The organism is Nocardioides sp. URHA0020 (genome assembly GCF_000620705.1).
Classification (GTDB): domain Bacteria; phylum Actinomycetota; class Actinomycetes; order Propionibacteriales; family Nocardioidaceae; genus Nocardioides.
On the sequence record NZ_KK211166.1, the window covers coordinates 607,117 to 632,199 of the forward strand.

General features: G+C 72.7%; 28 protein-coding genes. 12 read left to right on the top strand and 16 right to left on the bottom strand.

Annotated features, from left to right (window positions below):
- Positions 1 to 148: 148 nt before the first annotated feature.
- Entirely contained in the window at positions 149 to 838 is a 690-nt protein-coding gene (locus tag N542_RS0107440) for a demethylmenaquinone methyltransferase (RefSeq protein WP_028643391.1), read from the bottom strand.
- A gap of 128 nt (positions 839 to 966) precedes the next feature.
- Entirely contained in the window at positions 967 to 1,608 is a 642-nt protein-coding gene (locus N542_RS0107445; protein ID WP_028643392.1) for a hypothetical protein, read from the bottom strand.
- 64 nt (positions 1,609 to 1,672) lie between these two features.
- Between N542_RS0107445 and N542_RS23810 the strand changes: the two genes are divergently transcribed.
- Together N542_RS23810 and N542_RS0107455 are read left to right on the top strand one after the other, a co-directional pair.
- A complete protein-coding gene (locus tag N542_RS23810) occupies positions 1,673 to 2,899 on the top strand; it encodes an isochorismate synthase (RefSeq protein ID WP_036506645.1) in 1,227 nt (408 codons plus the stop codon).
- Positions 2,900 to 2,963: 64 nt separating this feature from the next.
- Positions 2,964 to 3,641, top strand: coding sequence for a DUF6281 family protein (locus N542_RS0107455; protein WP_155992885.1), 678 nt, complete (start codon positions 2,964 to 2,966; stop codon positions 3,639 to 3,641).
- Position 3,642: 1 nt separating this feature from the next.
- Here the strand turns inward: N542_RS0107455 and N542_RS26505 are convergent, their stop codons facing one another.
- Both N542_RS26505 and N542_RS0107465 read right to left on the bottom strand, forming a co-directional pair.
- On the bottom strand, positions 3,643 to 4,461 hold the full coding sequence (locus N542_RS26505; protein WP_155992886.1) for a hypothetical protein: 819 nt from the start codon (positions 4,459 to 4,461) through the stop codon (positions 3,643 to 3,645).
- A gap of 235 nt (positions 4,462 to 4,696) precedes the next feature.
- Positions 4,697 to 5,332, bottom strand: a complete 636-nt coding sequence (locus tag N542_RS0107465; protein WP_028643395.1) for an MBL fold metallo-hydrolase — start codon at positions 5,330 to 5,332, stop codon at positions 4,697 to 4,699.
- Between the two features lie 36 nt (positions 5,333 to 5,368).
- Between N542_RS0107465 and N542_RS0107470 the strand changes: the two genes are divergently transcribed.
- From N542_RS0107470 to N542_RS0107480, 3 genes are read left to right on the top strand one after another with little or no spacing between them, the layout of a single operon-like run.
- On the top strand, positions 5,369 to 5,851 hold the full coding sequence (locus tag N542_RS0107470) for a GNAT family N-acetyltransferase (RefSeq protein ID WP_028643396.1): 483 nt from the start codon (positions 5,369 to 5,371) through the stop codon (positions 5,849 to 5,851).
- Positions 5,848 to 7,047 carry a cytochrome P450 gene (locus tag N542_RS0107475; protein WP_028643397.1) on the top strand — a complete coding sequence of 400 codons (1,200 nt, stop codon included), beginning with the start codon at positions 5,848 to 5,850 and terminating at the stop codon, positions 7,045 to 7,047. Before N542_RS0107470 ends, N542_RS0107475 begins: the two co-directional genes overlap by 4 nt.
- Positions 7,044 to 7,874: an NmrA family NAD(P)-binding protein gene (locus N542_RS0107480; RefSeq protein WP_028643398.1), complete on the top strand. Its 831-nt coding sequence runs from the start codon at positions 7,044 to 7,046 to the stop codon at positions 7,872 to 7,874. Before N542_RS0107475 ends, N542_RS0107480 begins: the two co-directional genes overlap by 4 nt.
- Here the strand turns inward: N542_RS0107480 and N542_RS0107485 are convergent.
- Positions 7,864 to 9,723, bottom strand: a complete 1,860-nt coding sequence (locus tag N542_RS0107485; RefSeq protein ID WP_028643399.1) for a Na+/H+ antiporter — start codon at positions 9,721 to 9,723, stop codon at positions 7,864 to 7,866. The genes N542_RS0107480 and N542_RS0107485 overlap by 11 nt on opposite strands.
- A 54-nt stretch (positions 9,724 to 9,777) precedes the next feature.
- A complete protein-coding gene (locus N542_RS0107490) occupies positions 9,778 to 10,686 on the bottom strand; it encodes a helix-turn-helix transcriptional regulator (protein ID WP_028643400.1) in 909 nt (302 codons plus the stop codon).
- 111 nt (positions 10,687 to 10,797) lie between these two features.
- Here N542_RS0107490 and N542_RS0107495 point away from each other — a divergent pair, with 111 nt between their 5' ends.
- From N542_RS0107495 to N542_RS0107505, 3 genes are read left to right on the top strand one after another with little or no spacing between them, the layout of a single operon-like run.
- Positions 10,798 to 11,472, top strand: a complete 675-nt coding sequence (locus tag N542_RS0107495; protein WP_028643401.1) for a DUF2975 domain-containing protein — start codon at positions 10,798 to 10,800, stop codon at positions 11,470 to 11,472.
- Positions 11,469 to 11,714, top strand: a complete 246-nt coding sequence (locus N542_RS0107500) for a helix-turn-helix domain-containing protein (RefSeq protein ID WP_028643402.1) — start codon at positions 11,469 to 11,471, stop codon at positions 11,712 to 11,714. Before N542_RS0107495 ends, N542_RS0107500 begins: the two co-directional genes overlap by 4 nt.
- A 26-nt stretch (positions 11,715 to 11,740) precedes the next feature.
- Entirely contained in the window at positions 11,741 to 12,367 is a 627-nt protein-coding gene (locus N542_RS0107505; RefSeq protein WP_028643403.1) for a hypothetical protein, read from the top strand.
- Here the strand turns inward: N542_RS0107505 and menD are convergent.
- The 3 genes from menD to N542_RS0107520 are packed head-to-tail and all read right to left on the bottom strand — an operon-like array spanning position 12,333 to position 15,879.
- A complete protein-coding gene (menD, locus tag N542_RS0107510; protein WP_028643404.1) occupies positions 12,333 to 13,913 on the bottom strand; it encodes a 2-succinyl-5-enolpyruvyl-6-hydroxy-3-cyclohexene-1-carboxylate synthase in 1,581 nt (526 codons plus the stop codon). The genes N542_RS0107505 and menD overlap by 35 nt on opposite strands.
- Positions 13,910 to 14,866, bottom strand: coding sequence for an o-succinylbenzoate synthase (locus N542_RS0107515; protein ID WP_028643405.1), 957 nt, complete (start codon positions 14,864 to 14,866; stop codon positions 13,910 to 13,912). The genes menD and N542_RS0107515 overlap by 4 nt, the downstream gene beginning before the upstream one ends.
- Positions 14,863 to 15,879, bottom strand: coding sequence for an AMP-binding protein (locus N542_RS0107520; protein ID WP_028643406.1), 1,017 nt, complete (start codon positions 15,877 to 15,879; stop codon positions 14,863 to 14,865). The genes N542_RS0107515 and N542_RS0107520 overlap by 4 nt, the downstream gene beginning before the upstream one ends.
- 36 nt (positions 15,880 to 15,915) lie before the next feature.
- Between N542_RS0107520 and N542_RS23820 the strand changes: the two genes are divergently transcribed.
- The 3 genes from N542_RS23820 (at position 15,916) to N542_RS28270 (ending at position 18,559) form a co-directional block, all read left to right on the top strand.
- A complete protein-coding gene (locus N542_RS23820; protein WP_036506649.1) occupies positions 15,916 to 17,160 on the top strand; it encodes an MFS transporter in 1,245 nt (414 codons plus the stop codon).
- A gap of 10 nt (positions 17,161 to 17,170) precedes the next feature.
- Positions 17,171 to 18,046 carry a 1,4-dihydroxy-2-naphthoate polyprenyltransferase gene (locus N542_RS0107530; protein WP_028643407.1) on the top strand — a complete coding sequence of 292 codons (876 nt, stop codon included), beginning with the start codon at positions 17,171 to 17,173 and terminating at the stop codon, positions 18,044 to 18,046.
- A 381-nt stretch (positions 18,047 to 18,427) separates the two neighbouring features.
- Positions 18,428 to 18,559, top strand: a complete 132-nt coding sequence (locus N542_RS28270; protein WP_269319763.1) for a hypothetical protein — start codon at positions 18,428 to 18,430, stop codon at positions 18,557 to 18,559.
- Positions 18,560 to 18,568: 9 nt separating this feature from the next.
- Here the strand turns inward: N542_RS28270 and N542_RS0107540 are convergent, their stop codons facing one another.
- Positions 18,569 to 18,829, bottom strand: a complete 261-nt coding sequence (locus N542_RS0107540) for a DUF4229 domain-containing protein (protein ID WP_028643408.1) — start codon at positions 18,827 to 18,829, stop codon at positions 18,569 to 18,571.
- A 44-nt stretch (positions 18,830 to 18,873) separates the two neighbouring features.
- On the opposite strand from N542_RS0107540, the gene N542_RS0107545 reads away from it, so the two are divergent.
- Positions 18,874 to 19,083 carry a hypothetical protein gene (locus N542_RS0107545; RefSeq protein WP_036506651.1) on the top strand — a complete coding sequence of 70 codons (210 nt, stop codon included), beginning with the start codon at positions 18,874 to 18,876 and terminating at the stop codon, positions 19,081 to 19,083.
- Between the two features lie 16 nt (positions 19,084 to 19,099).
- Here the strand turns inward: N542_RS0107545 and ccsB are convergent, their stop codons facing one another.
- Genes ccsB through hemL form a run of 6 tightly spaced genes read right to left on the bottom strand, consistent with a single transcriptional unit; the run spans position 19,100 to position 25,081 of the window.
- Entirely contained in the window at positions 19,100 to 20,131 is a 1,032-nt protein-coding gene (gene ccsB, locus N542_RS0107550; protein WP_028643410.1) for a c-type cytochrome biogenesis protein CcsB, read from the bottom strand.
- Complete coding sequence (resB, locus tag N542_RS0107555; protein WP_028643411.1) at positions 20,128 to 21,738, bottom strand: cytochrome c biogenesis protein ResB; 1,611 nt, start codon at positions 21,736 to 21,738, stop codon at positions 20,128 to 20,130. The genes ccsB and resB overlap by 4 nt, the downstream gene beginning before the upstream one ends.
- Positions 21,735 to 22,496: a cytochrome c biogenesis CcdA family protein gene (locus tag N542_RS0107560; RefSeq protein WP_028643412.1), complete on the bottom strand. Its 762-nt coding sequence runs from the start codon at positions 22,494 to 22,496 to the stop codon at positions 21,735 to 21,737. Before N542_RS0107560 ends, resB begins: the two co-directional genes overlap by 4 nt.
- Complete coding sequence (locus N542_RS0107565) at positions 22,489 to 23,076, bottom strand: TlpA disulfide reductase family protein (RefSeq protein ID WP_051551480.1); 588 nt, start codon at positions 23,074 to 23,076, stop codon at positions 22,489 to 22,491. Before N542_RS0107565 ends, N542_RS0107560 begins: the two co-directional genes overlap by 8 nt.
- Positions 23,073 to 23,756, bottom strand: a complete 684-nt coding sequence (locus N542_RS0107570; protein ID WP_028643414.1) for a histidine phosphatase family protein — start codon at positions 23,754 to 23,756, stop codon at positions 23,073 to 23,075. Before N542_RS0107570 ends, N542_RS0107565 begins: the two co-directional genes overlap by 4 nt.
- Positions 23,753 to 25,081, bottom strand: a complete 1,329-nt coding sequence (hemL, locus tag N542_RS0107575; RefSeq protein WP_028643415.1) for a glutamate-1-semialdehyde 2,1-aminomutase — start codon at positions 25,079 to 25,081, stop codon at positions 23,753 to 23,755. Before hemL ends, N542_RS0107570 begins: the two co-directional genes overlap by 4 nt.
- Positions 25,082 to 25,083: the final 2 nt, after the last annotated feature.

Consider the following 25,083-nt stretch of genomic DNA (forward strand, 5'->3'; position numbering starts at 1 on the left):
CCGCTGATCGAGCAGCGAAGGCCGCCAGGCCTGAGCGTCGACGAGATCCCACCAACGTAGGCAGGCGCTCGGCTGCGGGGGTCTCGACGACGCTCGCTAGCGCTCGCTGCTCGACCACCGACGACGACGCTCGCTGGCGCTCGCTGGTTCAGCGGGTGGCGCGGTGCAGGGCGACGATGCCGCCCGAGAGGTCGCGCCACTGGGGAGCGTCCCAGCCGGCGCCGGCGATCAGGGCGGCGAGGCCGCGCTGGTCGGGCCAGGCCCGGATCGACTCGGCGAGGTAGACGTAGGCGTCCGGGGCCGAGGAGACCGCGCGGGCGATCGGAGGCAGCGCCTTCATCAGGTACTCGAGGTAGACGGTCCGGAACGGCGACCACGTCGGGTGGCTGAACTCGCACACGACCAGACGGCCGCCGGGGCGCGTGACCCGGCGCAGCTCACGCAGGCCGGCCTCGGGATCGACGATGTTGCGCAGCCCGAAGGAGATCGTGACCGCGTCGAACGTCTCGTCGGCGAACGGCAGCTGGGTGCCGTCGCCGGCGGTGAACGGCAGGTGCGGCTTCGCCTTCTTGCCCACCTGCAGCATCCCGAGCGAGAAGTCGCACGGGACCACGGCCGCGCCACGGTCGGCGAAGGGCTGGCTCGACGTGCCGGTGCCGGCGGCCAGGTCGAGGACCCGCTCCCCCGGCTGCGGGTCGACCGCGGCGATGACGGCCTTGCGCCAGTTGCGGTCCTGGCCGAGCGACAGCACGTCGTTGGTGACGTCGTAGCGGCGCGCGACGGAGTCGAACATGCGACGGACGTCGGACGGCTGCTTGTCGAGCTCTGCGCGGACCACGGGCAGAGACTACTGAGCACGTCGTACGCCGTAGGAATCGACGTGTCGCCCGTCCGGCTCAGCGCGCGACGCAGCGAGCGCCGGCTGGGCCGACGCGCACGCGCTGCTCGGCGTCGAGGACCCCGGGCTCAGTCCTGCTTGAAGGTCTTGAGCAGGTTGTCGGCCACGACCACGAGATCCTTGGCCGCCACCGCGGACGAGCCGACCTGGACGGTCGCGCCGCCGTGGGTCACCTGGCACTGGCTGAAGGCCACCGGCGCCGGTTGTCCCTGCGCCTGCGCCTGGCCGTAGCTGAGGATGCACGCCCCCGCGCCGACCTTGACCAGCTCGGTGCCGGCCTGGCCGCCGGTGCTGGCGGGGTCCGGGATGCTGTTGGGGGCGAACGCGCCCCCGGTCGACTGGAACGCCTGCACGAAGACGGCCTCGGTGCCGTTGGCGACGTAGGTCCGGGTCGTCGCGGCGGTGCCGAGGACGTCGGGGAGGACCTTGTTGCCGTAGACCAGGGCGGCCTTCTCCTGCTTGACGATGTCGGCGGCCTGGGCGGCCAGCTGGCCACCCTCGAACGCCGCCGGGTCGTCGGATGCGACGTAGCCGCCGGGGAGCTTGTCGGGCAGCGTCAGGTCGAGCTCCTGGACCGCAGTCTCCGAGGCCTCGCCGCCGTTCGCCTTCGGCAGGCCGATCGCGAACGCGGCCATCAGACCGAGGACCACGAGTCCGAGCAGGATTCCGACCCAGGTGGACGTGCGGCCGGCGGCTGTGGGGGTGCTCACGCCCTCCGACGCTACCGGTCCTCCCGAGGCGGCGCCGCGCCGGGTCCGTGGGTAGTCTCGGCGCGTGACGCTGACCGTGCGCACCTCCCGGCTCGACCTCGCGGAGGCCACCCGACTCCTGGACCTGGTCCCCACCGACCGTCCGGTGACCTGGCTGCGGCGCGGCGACGGTCTGGTCGGCTGGGGCGTCGCCGCCGAGGTCCGCACGCACGGCGCGACCCGGTTCGCCGACGCGGACAAGTGGTGGCGCGAGACGACCGCGCACGCCGACGTGCGCGACGAGGTCAACGAGCCGGGCACCGGACCGGTGGCCTTCGGCACCTTCACCTTCGCCGACGAGCCCGGTGAGTCCGTGCTCGTCGTGCCCCGGGTCGTCGTGGGTCGCCGCGGCGAGGTCGCCTGGCTGACGGTCGTCGGCGACGGACCCGCGCCCGCTCTGGAGCCGGCCGAGCCGCCCGCGGCGCCGGTCGGCGTGAGCTTCGCGGACGGGGCCCTGAACGGCGAGCAGTGGATGTCCGTCGTCGCGGACGCCGTCGCCCGGATCAGCCGGGCCGACCTCGAGAAGGTCGTGCTGGCCCGGGACCTGGTCGCGACCGCCGACGCACCGATCGACGTCCGCTGGCCGCTGCGCCGGCTGACCGACACCTACCCCATGTGCTGGACCTTCCACGTCGACGGCATGTTCGGTGCGACGCCCGAGATGCTGGTACGCCGCGAGCGCGGCCTGGTCACCTCCAGGGTGCTGGCCGGCACCATCCGGCGGACCGGCGACGACGAGCGCGACCTGGCGCTCGCCGCCACGCTGGCGCGGTCGTCGAAGGACCTCGAGGAGCACGAGTACGCCGTACGCTCCGTCGCCGACGCCCTCGAGCCGCACTGCTCGTCGATGAACGTGCCCGAGGCGCCGTTCGTGCTGCACCTGCCCAACGTCATGCACCTCGCCACCGACGTCGCCGGCGTCGTCCACGACGCCGCGACGGTGTCCTCGCTGCAGCTCGCCGAGGCCCTCCACCCGTCTGCGGCCGTCGGTGGCACGCCCACCCCCGTCGCCACCGCCCTGATCGCGGCGATCGAGGGCATGGACCGCGACCGGTACGCCGGTCCGGTGGGCTGGATCGACTCCAGCGGCGACGGCGAGTGGGGCATCGCGCTGCGCTCGGCCCGCCTCTCCGGCGCCACCGTCCGCCTCTTCGCCGGCTGCGGGATCGTGGCCGACTCCGACCCGGAGGCGGAGCTCGCGGAGGCGCAGGCGAAGTTCGTGCCGGTGCGGGACGCTCTCACCTCGGACTGAGCTCCGCGGCACGAGGGAACCGAACACGCGCGCGGCCCGTCCCTCTGGTGTGAGACTCCAGAGCGTGATCGCGCGGACCCGCATCCTCATCGCCGTCGGCCTGGTCGCCGGCTCCGGGGCGCTGGTCGGCTGCGGCTCGTCCACGGAGGGCGGCGGCGGGGCGTCGGCCTCGTGCGCCGCGATCGTGGAGTACGACGGGGCCCGCTACCTCGGCACGGGCGAGGTCCACCGGACGCCGGTGACGACGGGACGCGTGATGCCGGCTGTCGCTCCCGGCTGCGATGACACCGGCGGCCAGGACGACCAGACCGTGCAGGACACGAAGGTGCAGGTGGAGGAGCTCGCCGCCGTCGACCCGCGCGTCGCGGTGCTCCTCAACGGCGGGATCTACGTCCGGGAGGGAGCCTCGGTCCCGGCCGTCGTCCGCAGCTGGCTCCGCGCGCCACGCTGCTCGACCCCCGGGGTCTTCGAGATCACCGCGGACTGGCTCGGCCTGACCGGGCCGCACGAGCCGCGCACGGACGGAGACGTCCGGCTGCCGTACCAGCTGGAGGTGCGCGTGACGGACGGCCCGGAGCGGTACGTCGGCGGCACCATCACCCTGGACGCCACCACGGCGACCGACCCGGAGCTGTCGTCCGACGACGTCGAGCAGTCCCTGTGGGAGGGCGGCCAGCTCACCGCGAGGGTGCGCTGCCTCCATCACGGGTTCGACGTCGTCGGCGTGCGCGCCGTCCGTTAGCTCAGCGCCAGAACGCGTCGATGCTGGCCACGGTCGCGACGACCAGGCCCGCCTCGATCAGCATCGTCAGCACGATCCCGAGCCACGCCCGCGCGCGGAGGCGACCGACCAGCTCGCCGCCGGCGTCCGGCTTCACGGCGTACGGGAAGGAGCTCACGCACAGCGCGACCGACGGCTTGCGGGAGTCGGCGAGCACCACGCCGTCGTCGTACGGCAGGCCCCTCAGCCTGAGCGTGCCGGGCACCCCGGCGAGCGAGTAGGAGATCTGCGTCGTGGTCGCGGGGCCGGAGTAGAAGTCTCGGGTGACGTCCCAGCCGCGTGCCTGCGGCACGATCATGTTGCTGTAGGTCACGCCCGAGTAGTAGGTGCCTTGGGAGAGCTCCTGCGCGCCGGTCACCGAGGCGACCTGGCCCCACTTCAGCAACCGCAGGCGGACCCAGCTCCTGCGGCCTCGGAGGACGACGATCGTGACCAGCGCGGCGATCAGACCCAGGGGGATGGTCCAGGGGAAGAAGCCCCAGAGGGCGATCGGTCCGGTGAAGCCGATCACGAGCCCGAACTGCTCCCACCAGCTCCACGAGAAGACCGCGAGCCGGAAGGCGATCGGCACCGACCGCGGCGGCGGAGCCAGCGGCGCGACGTCGGGTGTGCGCGGTGGGCCGGCGAAGCGGGCGGCGAGCCGGTCCACGAGCTGCGCTCCCGAGCCGCGACCGGCACCGGCGAGCTCGGCGTGCACCCGGGCGACCTGCTCGGTCGCCTCCGCCAGCTGTCGCTGGAGCTCGGCGATCCGCTCGGCGTCCAGGTCAGCCGGATCCGTCATGCCGCTCCCACCGCCGCTGGTCGCGGGTGCGACCGCCCCGATCATGGCGACGTGCGACGCCGGGCGGAATAGCCCAACCGGACCGGTCTGCGCGTGAGCGGGGTGGGCGACCTGGAGGCCCCACCAGCCCCGGGAATCACCGGTGCACCGGGGATCCCCGCACTTCTCGGGCGTTGCAAAGGCCGAGAAGTGACAGCAGTGCCCGAGAAGTACGGCGGGCCGGGCCCGGGAACCGCTACAGGTCCTCGCCGTCCGCCCGCCGCAGGTACTCCTGGCCGGCCTTCGACAGGAAGAGGTTCATCTGGCTCTCGAGGATGCCGTGCCCGGCATCGGTGTAGATCCGGTCGTGGATCGCCAGGTTGCGAGGCGCCTTCACCGCGCGGGCGAACTCGATCGCCTCGGAGGCCTTCAGCCACGGTGCCGAGGACGGCACCAGCAGCACGTCGATCTCCTGGCCGGGCTCGATCAGCGAGTCACCGGGGTGGTAGATCGTGGTGTCACCGGCGGTGATCACGTAGCCGCTGTTGAAGATCCGCGGGATCTCCGGGTGGATGACGGCGTGCAGCTCGCCCACGGCGCGCACGGACAGCCCGGCGTCGAACGTCTCGTCGGGGGCGACCACGGTGATCCGCTCGGCGAGGGCGGGGGCGTCCTCGCGGATCTTCGCCGCGACCGCCTCGACGGTGAAGACCGGTGCGTCGGCGGCGAGCAGGTTGGCCGGCAGGTAGTGGTCGGGGTGCTCGTGGGTGATCAGCACCGCGTCCGCGCCGTCGACGGCCTCCGGGTCGGTGAAGACACCGGGGTCCAGGACGATGGTGGTGCCGTCGTGCTCGATACGGACGCAGGCATGCCCGAACTTCGTGATTCGCATGGCACCCACGGTAATCGCGTTCCCTACGATGATCGGGTGACCCCCACGCTGCGGGCCGCCGTACCCGCCGACGCCGAGGCCGGTGCCGCCCTCCACGTCGCCTGCTGGCGCGAGGCGTACACGCCGTACGCCGATCCCGCGCTGCTCGCCGAGCGGCTGGCGACGCCCGACCGCTTCGAGTCGGCGTGGCGGCGCCAGCTCGTCGACGGGCCGCCGCGGGTGCTGGCCGAGGCGGACGGCGAGCTGGTCGGCTTCGCGGTGGTCGGCGACGGCCGGGATCCCGATGCGCCGACGCCGCGCGAGCTCTACGCGATCTACCTCCGGGCCGCGTGGTGGGGCACCGGACTCGGCCAGCAGCTCTGGGACGCCGTACGCCCGGAGCAGGCGTGCTCGCTCTGGGTCCTCGAGGACAACGCCCGCGCCCGCCGCTTCTACGCCCGCAACGGGTTCGTCGCCGACGGCAGCCGCGAGCTGTACGAGGGCCTCGGCACCTGGGAGATCAGGATGGTCCGACCATGAGCACCCCGCGCGCGCCGTACTTCGACCTCGCCGACCCGACCTTCGACGTCACCTCGCCCACGGTGCACGCCGCCCGTGACGAGAGCTGGTACGTCGAGACCAACTGGGGCTGGGCGGTGCTGCGGCACGCCGAGGTCAGCGCGCTGCTGCGCGACCGTCGGTTCCGGCAGGGCAACGCCCGCTGGCCGGCGCAGAACGGCATCCACTCCGGGCTCTTCTCGGACTGGTGGCAGGAGACGCTGCTCAGCCTCGAGGGCGACGACCACGCGCGGATCCGGCGACTACTGATGCCGGCCTTCCGCAACAAGACGATCGCCGCCATGCGCCCGCGCTTCCAGGCGCTCGCCGACGAGCTGATCGACGGCTTCGCGGAGCGCGGCTCGGTCGAGCTCATCAGCGAGTTCGCGGAGCCGTACGCCGCCCGCATCATCTGCGTGCTGCTCGGCCTGCCGGAGGACAACTGGCACCAGGTCGCGCAGTGGGCCGACGACCTCGGGGCGTCGTTCTCCATCGACGTCGGCAACCAGGTCCCGAAGATCGAGGTGGCGCTGTCCGGGCTCTACGCGTACGTCGAGGAGGTGGTCGCCGACCGGCGTGCGCACCCGCAGGACGACCTGGTGACGACCCTCGTCCAGGCCACCGACGACGGCGACCGGCTCACCGAGCACGAGCTCGCCGTCGCCCTGGTGTTCCTCGCCTTCGCCGGCATGGAGACCACGCGCAACCAGCTCGGCCTCGCCCTGCAGACCCTGCTGGAGCACCCCGACCAGTGGCGGCTGCTCGGCGAGCGTCCCGAGCTGGGCGACAACGCCGTGGAGGAGGTGATGCGGGTCAACCCGACCGTCACCTGGGTGACCCGGGAGGCGCTCGAGGACGTGGAGTTCCAGGGCCTGCACATCCCGCGGGGCGGCATCGTGCAGACGCTGTCGCACAGCGCCGGCACGGACCCGGCCGCGATGCCGGACCCCGCCTTCGACATCACCCAGCAGCGGCCGCCGCACCACGGCTTCGGAGCCGGCGTGCACCACTGCCTCGGGCACTTCGTGGCCCGCACCGACATGGCCGTGGCGCTGCCCCTGCTCGCTCGCCGGATGCCCGACGCCGTCCCGGACGGCCCCGGTCGCTGGCTGCCCGTCTCCGGCAACACCGGGGCCCTCAGCTTCCCCATCCGCTTCACCCCAGGAGGCACGTCATGATCGCGATCACCGGCGCCACCGGAGCCGTCGGAGGCCTGGTCGCCCGGGCCCTCGCCGAGGACCTCCGCACCGACCTGCGGCTCGTCGTGCGAGACCTCTCCCGAGCCCCCGACTACGACACCGACGTGCGTGCCTGCACGTACGGCGACGAGGAGGCCTCGATCGCCGCCCTGCGGGGCGTCGACACCCTCTTCATGGTCTCGGCCGCCGAGGCCGAGGACCGCCGCGAGCAGCACCGCACGTTCATCCGCGCGGCTGCCGCCGCCGGTGTCGGCCACGTCGTCTACACGTCCTTCGCCGGGGCCGCCGCCGATGCGACCTTCGTGCTCGCTCGCGACCACCACGACGCGGAGGCCGCGATCCGGGAGACCGGGATGGCCCACACGTTCCTGCGCGACAACTTCTACAGCGACCTGCTGCCCCACTTCGCGGACGAGGCCGGGGTGATCCGCGGCCCGGCGGGGGCCGGACGGTTCGCCGCGGTCGCCCGGGCCGACGTCGCCGACGCCGCGGTCGCGGTGCTGCGCTCGCCGGCCGAGCACGCGGGCGCGACGTACACCCTCACCGGTCCGGAGGCCCTGACGATGACCGAGGCGGCCGCCCGCGCGGGAGCCGCGATCGGCCGCCCGCTGCGCTTCGAGGACGAGACCGTCGAGGAGGCCTACGCCTCACGCCGGGCGGCGTACGACGCCGAGCAGTGGCAGCTCGACGCCTGGGTGAGCACCTACACCGCGATCGCGGAGGGCTCGCTGGCCGAGGTCACCGACGACGTGCCGCGCCTCACCGGTCACCCGGCGCGCAGCATCGAGGACGCGCTCACGCGGTGAGGTGGTGGACGTAGCACCAACGCCAGTCCTCGTCGGGCTCGACGGACTGCATGACCGGGTGGGTCGTGTCGTGGAAGTGCGCGGTGGCGTGCTGCAGCGGTGAGGAGTCGCAGCACGCGACGTTGCCGCACTCCAGGCAGCGGCGCAGCGCCACCCACTGGGTCCCGTCGTCCAGACAGCCCTGGCAGAACTCGCCCCGCGGCACGTCCGCGACCGGGTAGGCCAGCAGGTCGTCGCACTCGTCGCCGAGGTGGAAGCGCAGGGCGCTGTCCCGCTTGATCTGCTCGCGCTCCTGGGTGGCGATGTCGATCATCGACTCCTCGACGTCGAGGGACGCGAGGACCTCGGCGATCACCTCGGACGCGACCGTGCCCGACTTGCGGATCTCCAGGACCCGGCGGCGCTCCGCCCCGATCATCGCGATCCGGACGCGCGAGTAGAGGTCGCTCGGCGACTCCTGGTCAGCGGTGGTGCCCAGCCGCTCCCAGGCCGCGAAGTTGCGCTGGTCGGACCGCTGCCGGATCAGGTCGATCACGCCGTGCGGGTCGTCGTACTCCAGCTGCTCCAGCGCCTGGAAGCCGGCCTTCGAGGCCTGCTGCAGCAGGGTGGCCCGGGCCAGCGCGTCGTCCATCGGATCCGGCGGCGGCACCTCGAGCCTGCGCGCCAGCCAGGGCAGGGTGAGTCCCTGGATGAAGAGCGTGCCGGCCACCACCGTGAAGGCGATCAGCAGCAGGATCTCACGGTGGTCGAAGTCCTGGGGGATGATGAACGCCGCCGCCAGGGTGACCACTCCGCGCATGCCGGCCCAGCCGAGGATGAAGGTGTACTGCCACGGCGGACGCCGCCGGGTGACCGGGTCGGGACCGGGCCGCACCAGCGCGTAGCGCGCGATGAACACCCAGACCATCCGCAGCGCGATCACGCCGACCAGCGACGCGGTGCACACCAGCACGATCCGGCCCACGGACAGGTCGCTCTTGCCGACGTCGGCGAAGAGCCACGACGCCTGGAGCCCGATCAGCAGGAAGACGGTGTTCTCCAGCAGGAAGGCGATCGAGCGCCAGTTGATGCGCTCGGCGATCCGCGACTGTGCGGTCTGCAGGATCGGCGCCTTGTGGCCGAGCAGCAGACCCGCGACGACCACGGCGATCACACCCGAGGCGTGCGCCTCCTCCGCCAGGATGTAGGCCGCGAACGGCACCACGAACGAGATCGCGGTGTCGAGCAGCGGATCGTTGATCCGGCGGCGCACCCACGCCACGACCAGGAAGATCGCGAAGCCGATCAGCGCACCACCGGCGGCCGCCCACACGAAGTTCAGGCCGACGCGCCAGGCGGCGATGCTGCCGGCGAGCAGGGCGGTCCGCAGCGCCACCAGGGCGGTGGCGTCGTTGAGCAGCGACTCGCCCTCGAGGATCGTGACGATCCGTCGCGGCAGCCCGATCCGGCGCGCGATCGCGGTCGCGGCCACCGCGTCGGGCGGCGCGACGACGGCCCCGATCGCGAACGCCGCCGGCCACGAGACGTCGGGGATGCACTCGTGCACCAGCAGAGCGATCCCGACGGTCGTGAAGACGACCAGCCCGATGGACAGCAGCAGGATCGAGCGCCGGTTGGCGTTGAAGTCGACCAGCGAGGTCTGGATCGCGGTCGCGTAGAGCAGCGGCGGCAGCAGCCCGAGCAGGACCACCTCGGGCTCGAGGTGGACCTCCGGCATCCCCGGCGCGTAGGACACGGCCACCCCGGCCGCGATCAGGACCAGGGGCGGCGGCAGGTCGGCCCGGTCCGCGAGCGCCGTGACGGCGAGGACCCCGACCACGAGCGCGACCAGGAAGAAGGCGATTTCCACGGGCCCATCCTCGCCGACGATTGCGTCAGCGGCATGTCGCGTTCGCGCAGAGCGTCAGGCGGGCTGCGCGATCCACCGCATCGGGTCGCCCCAGCCGAGCTCGTCGACGCCGTGACGAGCGAGCGCGAGGGTCACGAGCGTGCGCCGGTGGGCGGCGAAGGTGAGCACGTGCGCGATCATCCCGCCGTACGTGAAGACCTCGGCCGGCTCGCACAGCGCATCGACGAACGTGTCGTCCAGGCGGCCGGCGTCGACCACCTCCCGCACGTGGGAGAGGTACGTCGACCCCTCCACCGCGAGCCGCTCGCGCATCGAGGGCAGCGACTCGTGGTCCTCGACCGACCAGTCGTAGTCACGGGTGGCGAGGGCGGCGTTCCACATCCCCATCTGCCCGACCAGCCGGGACAGCAGGGAGCGGATCGTCTGGTGGTCGTCGTCGACGTCGAGCTCGATGACCTGGTCGAGCTGGTCGTCCGTGAGCCGGGCGGCGACGCGGACCATCTCGCCGGTGAGCCAGACGTGGTGCTCGATCATCTTCGTGAGCAGCTCCATGGCAGTGACCTCATCTCGTGCGGGCAGCCGCAGGCTGCCGGGTGGGTGGAAGTGGACGCCGCTCGGCGCCTCGATCTGGAGATGTCCGGGCTTGCGACGCCACGCGGACGGCGCGGCGCCGTACGCCCGGGTGAAGGCGCGGGTGAACGCCTCGTGGGACCCGTAGCCCGCCTCGACGGCGACGTCGATCAGCGGGGCCGAGGTCGTGATCATCCGGTACGCCGCCCGCTCCAGCAGGATGCGCCGGCGGAAGGCCTCGGGCGGCTCGCCCGCGATCGACCGGATCATCCGGTCGAGGTGGTAGCGGGAGAAGTGCAGCCGCTCGGCCCGCTCGTCGGCGCTCAGGTCGTGGTCGTCGAGCGCCCCGGCGAGGTGGTCGACGAAGTCCGCGAAGGTGTCGGCAGCGGTCATGGCTCCATCATCGGCCGCGGATGGTCCGGGCCGCTTGATCGAAGTTGCGGACAGCCGCCAACCGATGCCATATCGTTTGTCGATACTAACGAAAAACGATATGGAGTGGCCATGAGCAAGACCTCGCGCGACCCGCTTGCCCCGATCGACATCGCGGTGACCGCGCTGCTCGCGCTCCTGGCTGGGGGTCTCGCGCTGCTCGCGGTCATCGCCATCGTCGATCTGGCGGTCCATGGCTCGACGGACGTGCGGGTGCTCGGCATCGGGCAACCGACCTGCGTGACGGCGGAGTCCGGTGACGTCCCCTGGGGAGGTAGCGGCGCCCAGGAGCCGCCGGCCGAGGGGGTCGTGGGGCTGCACACCGACGTCGCGAGGCAACGCGCGACCCAGGCCGAGGTCTGCCTGAAGGACCCCACGCCGATGCAGCAGGCAGCCGGCTCCCTGGCCACGCTCGGCGACATCGTCTTCGCGGTCGGCGGGCTGCTGCTCGTCCAGCGCGTGGTGCGCACCGCCCGCCGTCGAGGCCTCTTCACCGAGGAGACGGCCGACCGGACCCGTCAGCTCGGCTGGTTCCTGCTGGTGATGACCCTCCTGTGGCCGGTGCTGGCCGGTGCCGGCACGGGGGTCGTGCTGTCTGCTGCCGTCCGCGACGTCTCGTGGCGCCGCGGCCTGCTCAGCGCCGACCTCTCCTACACCCTGCTCGTCGTCGCGATCGGCGTGCTGACCTTCGCCCGGATCCTGCGCCAGGCCGTGCCGTTGCAGGAGGAGGTGGACTCGACCGTATGAGCGCGGCTCCGGAGGACCACCGCGTCGTCGTCCGTCTCGACGCCCTGCTGGAGGCACGCGGCATGACCCTCACCGAGCTCGCCGACCGGGTCGGGGTCACGGTCGTGAACCTGTCGATCCTCAAGAACGGTCGCGCTCGGGCGGTCCGGTTCAGCACGTTGACCGCCCTCTGCGACGCCCTCGACTGCCAGCCCGGCGACCTCCTGGGCGTCGACCGAGCCGGCGGGGACACGGCGCCCTGATCCCGGCATCCGCCTACGGTGAGGGCGTGACCTACCTGCTCCTGCCGAGCCCCCTCCTGGGCCCGACCTCGTGGGCGCGGGTCGCCGAGCTGCTCGACGCGCGGGTGGCCGATCCCCGCGGCGCGACGACGTCGGCCGACGTGCTGGCGGCGTACGTCGCTGCCGCCGAGGGCCTGAGCGACGTCGTGCTCGTCCCGCACAGCAACGCCGGCCTCTACGCGCCGCTGCTGGGCGCCCGGATCGGCGCCGACGCGGTCGTCTACGTCGATGCCGCGCTGGCCGGCGACGGTCCCGACACCGGGCTCGCGCCGGAGGGGTTCCTGTCGTTCCTGCGCGGGCTCGCCGACGCCGAGGGACTGCTGCCGCCGTGGTCGCAGTGGTGGGACGACCCGGTCGTCGACCTCGTCCCCGCCGACGGTCCACGGCTGCCGCTGACGTACTTCACCTCACGGATCGAGGTGCCTCCCGGCTGGGCGGACCGGCCGAGCGGCTACCTGGCCTTCGGCGACACCTACGCCGAGGAGATCGCCTTCGCGCGCACGCACGGGTGGCCGCTCGCCGCGCTGCCGGGGCGTCACCTGCACCAGCTGGTGGCGCCCGCCGACGTCGCGGCCGCCGTCAGCGACCTGGCTGCTCGGGCCGCAGCGCCCTGATCCGGGCGTCCAGCTCACGACGGTTGTCACGGCGTACGACGGCCTCGACGACCTCGATCCCGCCGTTGGGGCTGGCGAGCGCCTGCTCGAGCTCGGCCAGCGAGCCGACCTTCCAGTGGGGGGTCCGCGTCGCGGCGCAGAGCGCGGCGAGGTCGACGCCGTGCGGGGTGCCGAAGAGCTTGTCGAAGCGGTCGTCGTACGCCGGGTCGCCCTGCTCGAGCATCGTGAAGATCGAGCCGCCGTCGTCGTTGACCACCACGATCGTCAGGTCGGGCACGGGCTCACCGGGGCCGATCACCAGGCCGTTGGCGTCGTGCAGGAAGGTCACGTCGCCCATCAGCGCGAAGGCCCGGGTGGTGTCCGGTCGCGCGAGCGTGGCGCCCACGGCGGTGGAGATGGTGCCGTCGATGCCGGCGAGCCCGCGGTTGGCCACCACCTTGCGGCGGGCGCCGACCTCGTAGCGCGGCACCATCAGGTCGAGGTCGCGGATCGGGCTCGAGGCGCCCACGACGAGCAGCCCGCCGTGCGGGAGCGCACGGGCCACCGCACCGGCCACCTCGTACGGCGTGAGCTCCGCCTCGGCGGCGAGCAGCGCGTCGAGCCGGCGACCCACGCCGGCGTCGGCCGCGTGCCACTCCTCGAGCCAGGCGGGGTCGTCGGGCCGCTCGGCGTACGGCACGGCGACCAGCCGCTCGTCGACGGCAAAGGGTCGCTCGGTCCACACGCCCTGCGTCGGGGTGTCGACGACCTGCACGTCGGCGCGGGCGAGCAGCCGGCTGACCGGACGGGACAGGGTCGGGTGACCGCAGACGACGACCCTCTCGATCCGGTCGGCGAGCTCGCCGGCGAGCAGCAGGCGGTAGGTGCGCAGCGCGTTGGCGCCGGTGCGCGAGCCGCTGCTGGGCTCGGCGAGCAGGGGCCAGCCCCCGCCCTCGGCGAGCTGGCGGGCCTGCGGTCCGGCGTCGTCACCGGCCACCACGACGGTGCGTGGGCCGGAGGGGATCGTGATCCGCACCAGCGGCCGGGCGAGCTTCGGCGCCGGGCCGGGGGTGACCTCCGGCTCCCAGCGCGAGTCCGGCAGCAGCGGCTCGTCGAGCGGCACGTTGAGGTGGACCGGCCCGACCTGCTGCAGGTCGATCCCCGCGCTGGCGTCCTGGGTGGGGACCAGCGGCCCGAAGACGCCGAGCTGGTCGGTGGTCTGGTTGGCGTTGGTGCCGCGCAGCCGCGGCGGCCGGTCGGCGGTGACCACGACCAGCGGCAGCCCGACGTGCGCCGCCTCCAGGAGGGCCGGGTGCAGGTTGGCGACGCCGGTCCCGGACGTGCAGACGACCGCGGCCCGGTTGCCGTTCTTGGTCAGGCCGAGGGCCAGGAAGCCGGCGGTGCGCTCGTCGATGCGCGTGTGCAGCCGCACCAGGCCCGCGGCGGCGGCGTCGTACGCCGCGAAGCTGAGCGGCGCGTTGCGCGAGCCCGGAGCGATCACGACCTCGGTGACGCCGGCCTCGACCAGCGCGGTGACGACGGCGCGCGCGAGGTCGGTGGCGGTCACGGTCGACGATCCTGCCGCACGCGGTCGCTCCTGAGCGCACGCACCTCGGCCAGCCGGGCCTCCCAGTGCGCGACCCGGTCGGGCCCGGCGTGCACCAGCGACTCGTCCACGACCGGCAGCCGGACCGGCAGCGCACCGTCGACCGGCAGCAGCGACTCCGTCACGACGTCGGCCCCGAGGAGCTGCACGGTCGCCAGCCCGCAGGCGTACGGCAGCTCCGGCAGCGCCGCCGCCAGGGCCACCCCGGCCGCGATCCCGATCGACGTCTCCAGCGCCGACGACACCACCACCGGCAGCCCGATGTCCTCGGCGATCCGCAGGCAGGCGCGCACCCCGCCCAGGGGCTGCACCTTGAGGACCGCGACGTCGGCGGCCTCGAGCTCGCGCACCCGGTAGGGGTCGGCGGCCCGGCGGATCGACTCGTCGGCGGCGATGGGCACGCCGACCGCCCGGCGCACCCGCGCCAGGTCCTCGACGCTCGCGACCGGCTGCTCGACGTACTCCAGCCCGCCCGCGGAGCGCTCGAGCACCGGGATGCTCGCGATCGCGGTGTCGAGGTCCCAGAGCCCGTTGACGTCGATGCGGACCCTGCCGTCGCGCCCGATCGCGTCACGGACGGCCTCGAGCCGGGCCTGGTCGTCGGCGAGGGTCTGGCCGGGCTCGGCGACCTTGACCTTCGCGGTCCGGCAGCCACCGCGCAGCACGATCGCGTGCGCCTGGTCGGGCCCGACGGCAGGGACGGTCACGTTGACCGGCACCGAGTCCCGCACCGGCGCCGGCCAGTCACCGGCGGCGGCCTCCTCGGCGCAGCGCAGCCAGGGCTCGGCGACGGCCGCGTCGTACTCCAGGAACGGGCTCCACTCCCCCCAGCCGGCCGTGCCCCGGACCAGCACGCCCTCGCGGACGGTGATGCCGCGGAACCTCGTGCGCATCGGCACCGACCAGACCCTCATGCCAGCTCCCGGAGGGCGAGCCGGTCGGGCTTGCCGTTGCTGAGCAGCGGCATGTCGTCGAGCTCGACCAGCTGCCGGGGAGCCCAGGACCGCGGGTGCGCCTGGCCCACCCAGGTCCGGGCCGCGTCGAGCGACAGGTCACCGACGATGAAGGCGACGAGCCGGCCGCCCCACTCCTCGTCGGGCACGCCGAGCACCTCGGCCGCCCGCACGTCCGGGTGCTCGCGCAGCCGCGCGGCGACGGCCGGGGCCGGCACGTTGACGCCGCCGCTGACCACCACGTCGTCGACCCGGCCGAGCACGTGCAGGCGGCCGTCCTCGTCGAGCCGGCCCGCGTCGGAGGTCACGAACCAGCCGTCCACGAGCACCTCCGCGGTGAGGGCTGGGTCGCCGTCGTACCTCTCGAAGAGCGTCGGGCCGGCGATCCGGATCCGCCCGCCGGCGTCGAGCGCGACCGCGACGCCGTCGAGGGCGTAGCCGTCGTAGACACAGCCGCCGGCGGTCTCGGCCGAGCCGTACGTCGCGACCACCCGCACCCCGGCTTCCTCGGCCCGGCCGCGCAGCGCGGCATCGATCGGTCCGCCGCCGAGCAGCACCGTGTGGAAGCGTCGCAGCGCGTCGGCGTCGGTCTCGAGGAGGCGGTGCAGCTGGGTGGGCACCAGCGACACGAACGCGTCGGTGGTCGAGCTCGTCGGGCTCGTGGCGTCGGCCGCGTCGGCGAAGTTCGCGTGCTCGTCGAGCACCACCGGGTCGTGGCCGGCGACCAGCGACCGGCAGATGACCTGCACGCCGGCGACGTACGACGCCGGCAGCGCGAGCAGCCACCGGCCCGAGCCACCGAGGCGTCGGGCACTGGCCGAGACCGAGGCCAGGACCGCGTCACGGGACAGCACGACCCGCTTCGGGCGGCCGGTCGACCCGGACGTCTCGACCACCCACGGTGGCGGTGCGGGAGCCTCCAGCCAGTCCCGGAGCGCGTCGATCGTGGCGCGCGCGGAGCCGGCGGAATTCACGCGACCGACAGTAGTCGTGCGTGATGGGATGCCGGGGTGCCCACCCGCCTCGACCGCTTCCTGCCGCCCACCCCGCTGGCCCGACGGCTGTCGATGCAGTCGATCCTCTTCGCGTTCGGCGAGGGCGCCTTCCTCACCGGCAGCGCCGTCTTCTTCACCGAGGTGGTCGGGCTCAGCGCAGCGCAGGTGGGCCTCGGCCTGACCGCCTCCGGGATCGCCTCGTTCCTCCTCGCCGTGCCCCTCGGCAGGCTGACCGACCGGATCGGGGCGAAGCGGATGTGGGCGCTGGCGGCCGGCTGCGAGGCCGCGCTGTACGCCGTCTGGCCCTTCATCGGGGGCTTCGCGACCTTCACCGTGATGATGGTCCTGCTCGGCCTCGCCGACACGGGCGGGCGGGCGGGACGAGGGGCCTACACGATCGACGTCTTCCCCCGGGAGGAACGGGTCCAGTCGCTGGCGTTCATGCGGGCCGCGCTCAACATCGGCTTCACGTTCGGTGCCCTGCTCGGCGGCCTCGCCCTGGCCTTCGACAGCGACGCGGTGATCCGGGCGGTGCCGTGGCTGACCGCGGTGGTCCTCGCGTGCAACGCGGTGCTGATCTCGCGGCTGCCGTCGGCCGAGCACGACGTGGAGGTCCAGACGCCGGCCGAGAGGGCGCTCAGCCCGGCGGCCCTGCGCAACAGGGGCTTCCTGGCCCTGTGCACCTTCAACGGGGTGCTCGGCACCAACCAGGTGCTGCTCAACGTCGTCATCCCGCTCTGGCTGGTGCAGGAGACCGATGCCCCGCGGGTGCTGCTGGCGTGGCTGTTCGGGACCAACACGGTGATGGCCGTGCTGCTGCAGGTCCCGGCCGCGCGGGGCGTGAACTCGGTCGGCACCTCGTTGCGAGCGGCCCGGATCAGCGCCGGCTTCTTCGTGCTGTCGTGCCTGATCGTGCTGCTCACCCACGACACCCTCGGCTGGACGACGATCGCCCTGGTCTGGCTGGGCCACGTGACGGTGACCGGGGCCGAGCTCTTCCAGTCGGCCGCCCAGTGGGGCTTCCTGTCCGAGCTCTCCGACCCCGAGCGCCGGGGTGAGTACCAGGGCGCCGCGCAGCTCGGCGGCACGCTCGGCGGCGTGTGGGCTCCGGCGGCGTTCACCTTCCTCGCGATCCACTGGGGCACCCCGGGCTGGCTGCTGATCGCGGCGATCATCGGGGCGGCCGTCGCGGGGATGGGACCGGCTGCGCGGTCGGCCGAGCGCTACCTGACGCGCGCGCAGCAGCCGTCGGCTGCTTGAATCCTCCGTTGTGGCAACTTCCGCACAGTGGCTCGCCGGCGCGCGACCGCGCACCCTCCCCGCTGCCGTCTCCCCCGTGCTCGCCGGCACCGGGGTGGCGGCGTACGCCGACGGCGTCGTGTGGTGGAAGGCGCTGCTCGCGCTCGTGGTCGCACTCGCGCTCCAGGTGGCGGTCAACTACGCCAACGACTACTCCGACGGCATCCGCGGCACCGACGCCGACCGGGTCGGTCCGCTGCGGCTGGTCGGATCCGGTGCGGCGCCGGCCGCGGCGGTGAGGCGGGCGGCGTTCATGGCCTTCGGCGTGGCAGCGGTCGCCGGCCTGGCCCTGGCGGCGACGACCGCCTGGTGGCTGCTCGCCGTGGGTGCGGTCTGCGTGCTCGCCGCATGGTTCTACACCGGCGGCTCGAAGCCCTACGGCTACCTCGGCCTCGGCGAGGTGATGGTGTTCGTCTTCTTCGGGCTCGTCGCGGTCGTCGGCACGACGTACGTCCAGACCGAGACCTGGGAGTGGGCCGCGCTCTGGGCTGCGGTCGGCATCGGCGCGCTCGCCTGCGCGATCCTGGTGGCCAACAATCTGCGTGACATCCCGACCGACACCGTCGCCGGCAAGCGCACCCTCGCCGTCGTGCTGGGTGACCGCAGGACCCGACTGCTGTACGCCGTCCTGGTCGTGCTCGCCGCCGCGGCCGTGGTCGCCGTCGCTGCCGTCACCTCGTGGTGGGTGCTGGTCGGCCTCGGCTTCCTGGTGCTCGCGGTCCCCGCGACCCGCACCGTCCTCGGCGGGGCCGTCGGCCCGGGCCTGATCCCGGTGCTGCAGCGGACCGGGCTCGCCGAGCTGCTCTGGGCGGTCCTGGTGACTGCCGCGCTGGTCGTCTGCGGCTAGTCACGCGCGGCCGCCGGTGGGGGGTGGGCGGTGGGCTGTCCACCGATCCGGGCCGGGCGACCGGTGGAGGAGCCACCGCCAGCGCGGGCGGGGTGCCGCCGGCAAGGGGTAGCGGTGGGATATCCACCGATCCGAGCCGCACGACCGGTGGAGGACCCACCGCCAGCGCGGGCCGGGTGCCGCCGGCAAGGGGTGGCGGTGGGCTATCCACCGATCCGGGCCGCGCGATCGGTGGAGGACCCACCGCCAGCGCGGGCCGGGTGCCGCCGGCAAGGGGTTGCGGTGGACTATCCACCGATCCGGGCCGCACGATCGGTGGAGGACCCACCGCCGGCGCGGGCGGCCGGGCGGCGTGACCCACCGCCGGCGTACGCTCGGAGCATGTTCTGGGTGATCGTGCTGATCGTGGTGGCCGCAGTGCTCGCCTACCGCTTCCGGGTGCCACTGCTGGCCAAGCTGCTGGGCCAGGACAGGTCGCGCGTCGAGCGCCGGCTCAACCAGCGCAAGGACTGAGCGCGCAGCTCAGTCGGCGTCCTCCTTGGACCGCATCTCGTCCATCTTGGTCGTCATCGCCTCGGCACGGGTCTGCACCCGCCGGGCGAGGGCCTCGCGCTGGCGGTTGAGCAGGAAGTACGACCCCAGGCCGCTCATCAGGAACGCGATGATGATGGCCCACACCACGGGCACCTGGTCGTCGACCAGGAGCCAGATGCCGATGACGATCCCGAGCGACGCCAGGAACAGCACGACGCGCAGCAGGGTGTAGATCCAGAACTCCTTCACGGGTTCAGGGTAGGCCGTGACCAGGCGGCGCCTAGGCTGGAGGGGTGCTGAAGTTCCTCCTGGTGGTGATCCTGGTCGCGGTCGCGGTCTACCTGACGACGCGCGCGATCCAGCGCCGGGGCATCGCGCCGACGCCCAAGCCGCGCCCGCGGCGAGCCCAGCCGCCGCGGTTCATCGGTCCCGACGACGACCCCGACTTCCTGCGCGACCTCGACCGCAAGCGCAAGCACCCCGAGGATCCCGACTCCCCCTGAGGCTGAGGGTCGGACGTCAGAGGCCTCGACCCGGCGCGTGGGTCTCCGGGACGACCTGCACCTGCTTCGCCCCACCGGCGTACGAGTGCTGGGACGTCGAGGAGAAGTAGTTGATCCCGATGAAGTTGAACCACAGCGTCGCGACCCCGACCAGGGCCAGGATCGCCGCGTTGCGGCCCTTCCAGCCGGCGGTGGTGCGCGCGTGCAGGTACGCCGCGTAGACGACCCAGGTGATGAACGCCCAGACCTCCTTCGGGTCCCAGTTCCAGTACGACGACCAGGCCTGGTGCGCCCAGATCGGGCCGGTGATCAGCACCGCGAAGGTCCACACCGGGAAGCCGAAGGCGTGCAGGCGGTAGGCGGTCCGGTCGAGCACCTCGGGCTGCGGCAGGCGCGCGACGTACCCGGTCTCCTGCTGCCCGTGCTTCGCCAACCCGCGCGCCTTGACCAGGTAGAGCGCGGAGGTGATGCCGCCGAGGGTGAACGCGCCGGTCGCGATGATCGCGGACACGACGTGGATCACCAGCCAGTACGACGTGAGCGCCTCGGTCAGCGGCGCGACCGGCGAGTAGAGCCAGATCGCGGCGACCATCAGGATGGTGAGCACGAAGGTCAGCACGATCGGCGCCATCCAGGCCAGCCGGAACTTGCGGTAGAGCGCGACGTAGAGCGCGGCGACAACGAACGTGCCGGTCACCGTGAACTCGTACATGTTGCCCCACGGGACCCGGTTGGGATCCGCGGCCATGCCTCGGGCGGCCAGTCCGACGAAGTGCACGGCCACCGCGCAGCAGGTCAGCAGGAAGCCCAGCCGTCCGAAGAGCGCCGTACGCCGGGCGCGGTCCTCCGTCTGCTCGCTGTCCGGGCCGGTGGCGAGGGCCACCCCGCCCGGGATGTCGATCGAGGCGCGCGCCGCGGCCCCGGTCGCGACGGGCACCTTGCGCAACGACGCCCACTCGACGAGGTGGGACAGCAGAGCGAGGAAGTAGAGCAGTCCCGCGGCCGCGACCGCCTGGTTGCTGAGGGTCTCCCACGCTGCGTCGCTCACGACTCGTCCTCTCGTTGATGCTGCTTGCCCTGCAGGGTGTCCACGAGCTCGTCGACCACGACCGAGACGTCCCCGCCTCCGGACCGGTCGAGCGCGGCCACCTCCACCAGTGTGCCGTCACCCTGGCGACGCACCCGAACCCAGACCCGTCGCGGCCGGATGAAGAGCGAGCCGAGCAGGCCGATGAGCGCCATCACGACGCCCGTCAGCGCGATCCACTTGCCGGGGGTCTGGCTGATCTGGATCTTGTTCCAGCGCTCGAGGCCCTCGAAGGTGACCGTGCCCAGACCGTTGGGGAGCTTGGTGCTCTCACCCTCGCGGAGGTCGATGCGGAACGGCGTGCCGTCCTTCTTGGTCAGCATCGTGGTCCTCGACTTGTCCAGCGCGTAGACCGACTGCGACGCACCGTCGTCCATGCCCAGGTCGCCGGTGTAGACGAGCATCGAGATGGCCGGGTCCAGCGGCTTGCCCAGCTGCGAGAAGTAGCTGCCGGTCTGCGAGGAGAACGCGATCGTCGGGTAGAACTCGCCCTCGAGCCCGATCTGGGTCGGCTCCGCGTCGGGCGCCTTGACGACGCCGATCGACTGGAAGCTCTGGCTGGTCGGCAGGAAGATCGTCGGGCCTCCGCCGACGACGTTGCCGTCGTTGTCCTTGATGGTGATCACGGGCGCGTACCCGTGGCCGATCAGGAAGACGTCGGTGTTGCCGATCGTGAGCGGGTGGTTGACCCGGAGGTCGTACTGCTTCTCCGCCCCGTCCGGGGAGTCCTGGTAGGTGATGTGCGACTGGAAGCCGCGCGCCATGCCGGCACGCGGGCCCGTCAGCAGCCAGTCGACGTCGAAGTCGTCGATCCGGAAGGAGAACGGCTCCATGTCGTCGGCGCGGAAGAGGCTGCCGGGCTTGAACTCGTCGTACTGCGTGAGGTTGTTGGAGAAGCCGTAGTCATCGCCGACGAGCAGGATGACGCCGCCCTTGTAGCCGAACATGCCCCCCAGCGCGAAGCCGACCAGCACGACCAGCACGGACAGGTGGAAGACGAGGTTGCCGACCTCGCGCAGGTAGCCACGCTCGGCCGACACCGCGTCGGCACCGGCGTCGGTGGACCCCGTCGAGACGGACAGCCGGTAGCGGCGGCGCTTGAGCAGCGCCCGCGCGCGCTCGATGACGACCTCGGGAGCCTCGCTCGTCTCGTACGACGCGTGGTCGGGCAGCCGGTCGAGGTTGCGTGGTGCCGCCGGCGGCTTGGCGCGGATCCCGCGCCAGTAGTGGAACGTGCGCGGGACGATGCAGCCGACCAGCGAGATCATCAGCAGGATGTAGATCGCCGAGAACCACGGGGAGTCGTAGACCGAGAAGAGCCCGAGCCGGTCGTAGACCGGCGTCAGCTTCGGGTGGTCGGACTGCCAGTTGGAGGTCTTGAGGGAGTCGACACCCTCCTGCGGGATGACCGAGCCGGGGATCGCCGCGAGCGCGAGCAGCAGGAGCAGGATCAGCGCGGTCCGCATCGACGTGACCTGGCGCCAGACCCAGCGCAGCAGCTCGCGGAAGTTCAGCTCGCCCGGGCGGCGGTCGTCCTCCGGGGGGCGGGTGCTCAGCGACGTGCTCATACCGGCGTCTCCGTCGTGCCGACGAGGTGGACCTGCACCCAGGTGACCGACTCCGCCCACCAGCCGGTGAGGAGCAGCACGCCGACCACGATCAGCATCACGCCGCCCGCGCGCATCACCCACACCTGGTGCCGGCGCACGAACCCGATCGCGGAGAGCGCCTTCTCGTACGCGAGCCCGGCGAGGATGAACGGCACCCCCAGCCCCAGGGCGTAGAAGACCGAGAGGAACGCGCCGCGCCCGGCCGTGCCCTCGGTGACGGCCAGGGAGTTGATCACGGCCAGGGTCGGTCCGAGGCAGGGGGTCCAGCCGAGGCCGAAGAGGAAGCCGAGCAGCGGCGCTGCGGCCAGTCCGACGGCGGGCACCTGGTGGACGCGCCACTCACGGCTCAGGAAGGGCAGCCAGCCGGCGAAGGCCAGCCCGAGCACGATGCTGACGGCGCCCAGGACGATCGCGAGCTGCCGGTCCCACTCGACCAGCCAGGCGCCGAGCGCACCGCTGAGCGTCCCCAGGATCACGAACACGGTGGTGAAGCCGAGCACGAAGAGCACCGAGCCGAGGAACATCCGGCCCCGGCGGGTGCCGGCGACGCCGTTGGCGAGGTCGGCGCCCGAGAGACCGGTGGCGTACGACAGGTAGCCGGGCAGCAACGGGATCACGCACGGGGAGAAGAAGGAGACCAGGCCGGCGACCAGGGCCACCGGGATCGCGAGGGCGAGCGACCCCGAGAGCGCCGTCTGCTCGAACCAGTCAGCCATCGGCGGACTGCTCCGCGTCGCCCTCGACATCGGTGACCAGGTCGACGAGCGTCTGCGTGGAGGGCAGCTTGCCGATGATGCTCGCGGCGATCCGGCCGTCGCCGTCGAGCACCACGAACGCCGGGATGGTGCGCGGACCCAGGGTGCCGGGGAACTGCAGCATCGCCTTGCCGTCGGGCGAGTAGATCGACGGGTACGGCACGTCGAAGCTCCGCACGTAGGCCTGGGCGGACGTCGTCGAGGAGTCGCGCAGGTTGATGCCCACGAACTGCGCACCGTCGCCGAGCTCCTTCGCCGCGGCCACCACGTCGGGCGCCTCGCCGCGACACGGCCCGCACCACGAGCCCCAGACGACGACCACCACCGGCTTGCCGTGGAGGTCGGCGACGTCGAGCGGCTTGCCGTCGAGGTCCGTGCCGGCCAGCTCCACCGGGTCCGTGCGGTCGGCGGCGTCGATCGTGCGGATCGCGCCGTCGCCGGTCACGAAGCCCTTGTCACCGGTGCCCTGCAGCGACGTGCAGGCGCTGAGCGCGAGCAGCAATGGCACGGCCACTCCGAGGAGGGTCCGCCGCAACGTCACGGGCGCTGCTCCTCGGGCGCGCCACCGGCCGAGAACGGCGCCGACTTGTCCTTGACCGGGATCAGGTCGCCGGCGGGCTCGGAGTAGCTCACCTGGGTGATCCGGTCGCCGACGAAGTGCAGCGACGTCAGTGAGCACAGGGTGCACTGACGGTTGCGCGGGTCGTGCAGCTGACGGCGCTTCTCGACGTGCAGCCGCGTCGTCCAGATCGGCAGCTGGTGCGAGACGATCACGGCCTCGTGGCCGACCGCGGCCGCGCGGGCGTCCTCGACGGCGGCCATCATGCGGGCGACGATCTGCTGGTGCGGCTCGCCCCAGGAGGGCGTGAACGGGTTGTAGAGGTAGCGCCACAGCCGCGGCCGCTTGAGGATGGTCTTCGCCCCGTCGGCGAAGTTCAGGCCCTCGAACTTGTTCTCCGACTCGATCACCCGATCGTCGGTGACGATCTCCAGACCGCGCGCGGCCGCGAGCGGGCGCGCCGTCTCCTGCGCGCGCTCCAGCGGCGAGACCCGCAGGTGCACGATGTCGCGGTCGCCGATGCTGTCGGCGATCCGCTGGGCCATCGTGTTGCCGAGTGCCGAGAGGTGGAAGCCGTCGCGGCGCCCGTAGAGGATGCCGTCCGGGTTGTACACCTCACCGTGACGCAGCAGGTGGACGATCGTGTCGGGAGTCTGGCTCATGCGTGGGTCTCCTGGGCGCGGGCGGCGGCCCGGGCAGCGTCGGGCAGGGCGTCGAGCACGGTCTGCACGGCGCGGTCGTCGTGGGCCGAGGACAGGAACCACGCCTCGTACGCCGACGGGGGGAGGTAGACACCCGCGTCGAGCATGGCGTGGAAGAAGGCGCCGTACGCCGTCGCGTCGGTGCTGGAGGCCTCGCTGAAGTCGCGGACCCGACCGTCGACGCCGGGGCTGAGGAAGATCGAGAACATCGTGCCGGTCGACTGCACGACGTGGGTGACGCCGGCGGCGCTCAGCGCCTCGGACGCCGCGGCCTTGATGGTCTCGGCGGCGCCCCCGATGTGCGCGTAGACCTCGTCGGTCGCGAGGCGGAGCGTGGTGAGGCCGGCGGTGGTCGCGATCGGGTTCCCGGACAGGGTGCCGGCCTGGTAGACCGGGCCCTCCGGGGCCAGCCGTGACATCACGTCGGCGCGGCCGCCGAAGGCCGCGGCCGGGAAGCCGCCGCCCATCACCTTGCCGAAGGTCATCAGGTCGGGCCGCCAGCCCTCGACGGCGCCGTCGAGGCCCCACTGGCCGAGCCTGCTGGCGCGGAAGCCGGTCATCACCTCGTCGCTGACGAAGAGCGCGCCGTGCCGCGCGCAGGTCTCGGCGAGGAAGGCGTTGAAGCCCGGCTCCGGCGGGACCACACCCATGTTGCCGGGGGCGGCCTCGGTGATGAGGCAGGCGATCCGGTCCGGGTGCTCCGCGAAGACCTTCTCGACCGCGGCCCGGTCGTTGTACGGCAGCACCACGGTCAGCTCGGTCGACGACACGGGGACGCCGGGGGTGCCGGGCACCGCGAAGGTCGCAAGGCCCGAGCCGGCCGAGGCCAGCAGCGAGTCGACGTGACCGTGGTAGCAGCCGGCGAACTTCACGATGACGTCGCGACCGGTGAAGCCACGCGCCAGCCGGATCGCGGACATGGTCGCCTCGGTGCCGGAGGAGACGAAGCGGACCCGCTCGACCGGCGTACGCGCCACGATCTCCTCGGCCAGCTCGACCTCGGGCTCGGTGGGGGTGCCGTACGACGTACCGCGGGTCACCGCCTCCGCGACCCGTGCCTGCACCTCGGGGTGGGCGTGGCCGAGCAGCATCGGGCCCCACGAGCAGATGAGGTCGACGTACTCGTTGCCGTCGACGTCGGTCAGCCACGCACCGGCCGCGGAGCGGATGAAGCGCGGCGTGCCGCCGACGGCGTTGAAGGCCCGCACGGGAGAGTTCACACCACCCGGGGTCACTGCCAAGGCCCGGTCGAACAGGGCTGCGCTGGCGTCGGTCCGTCGGCTCACCG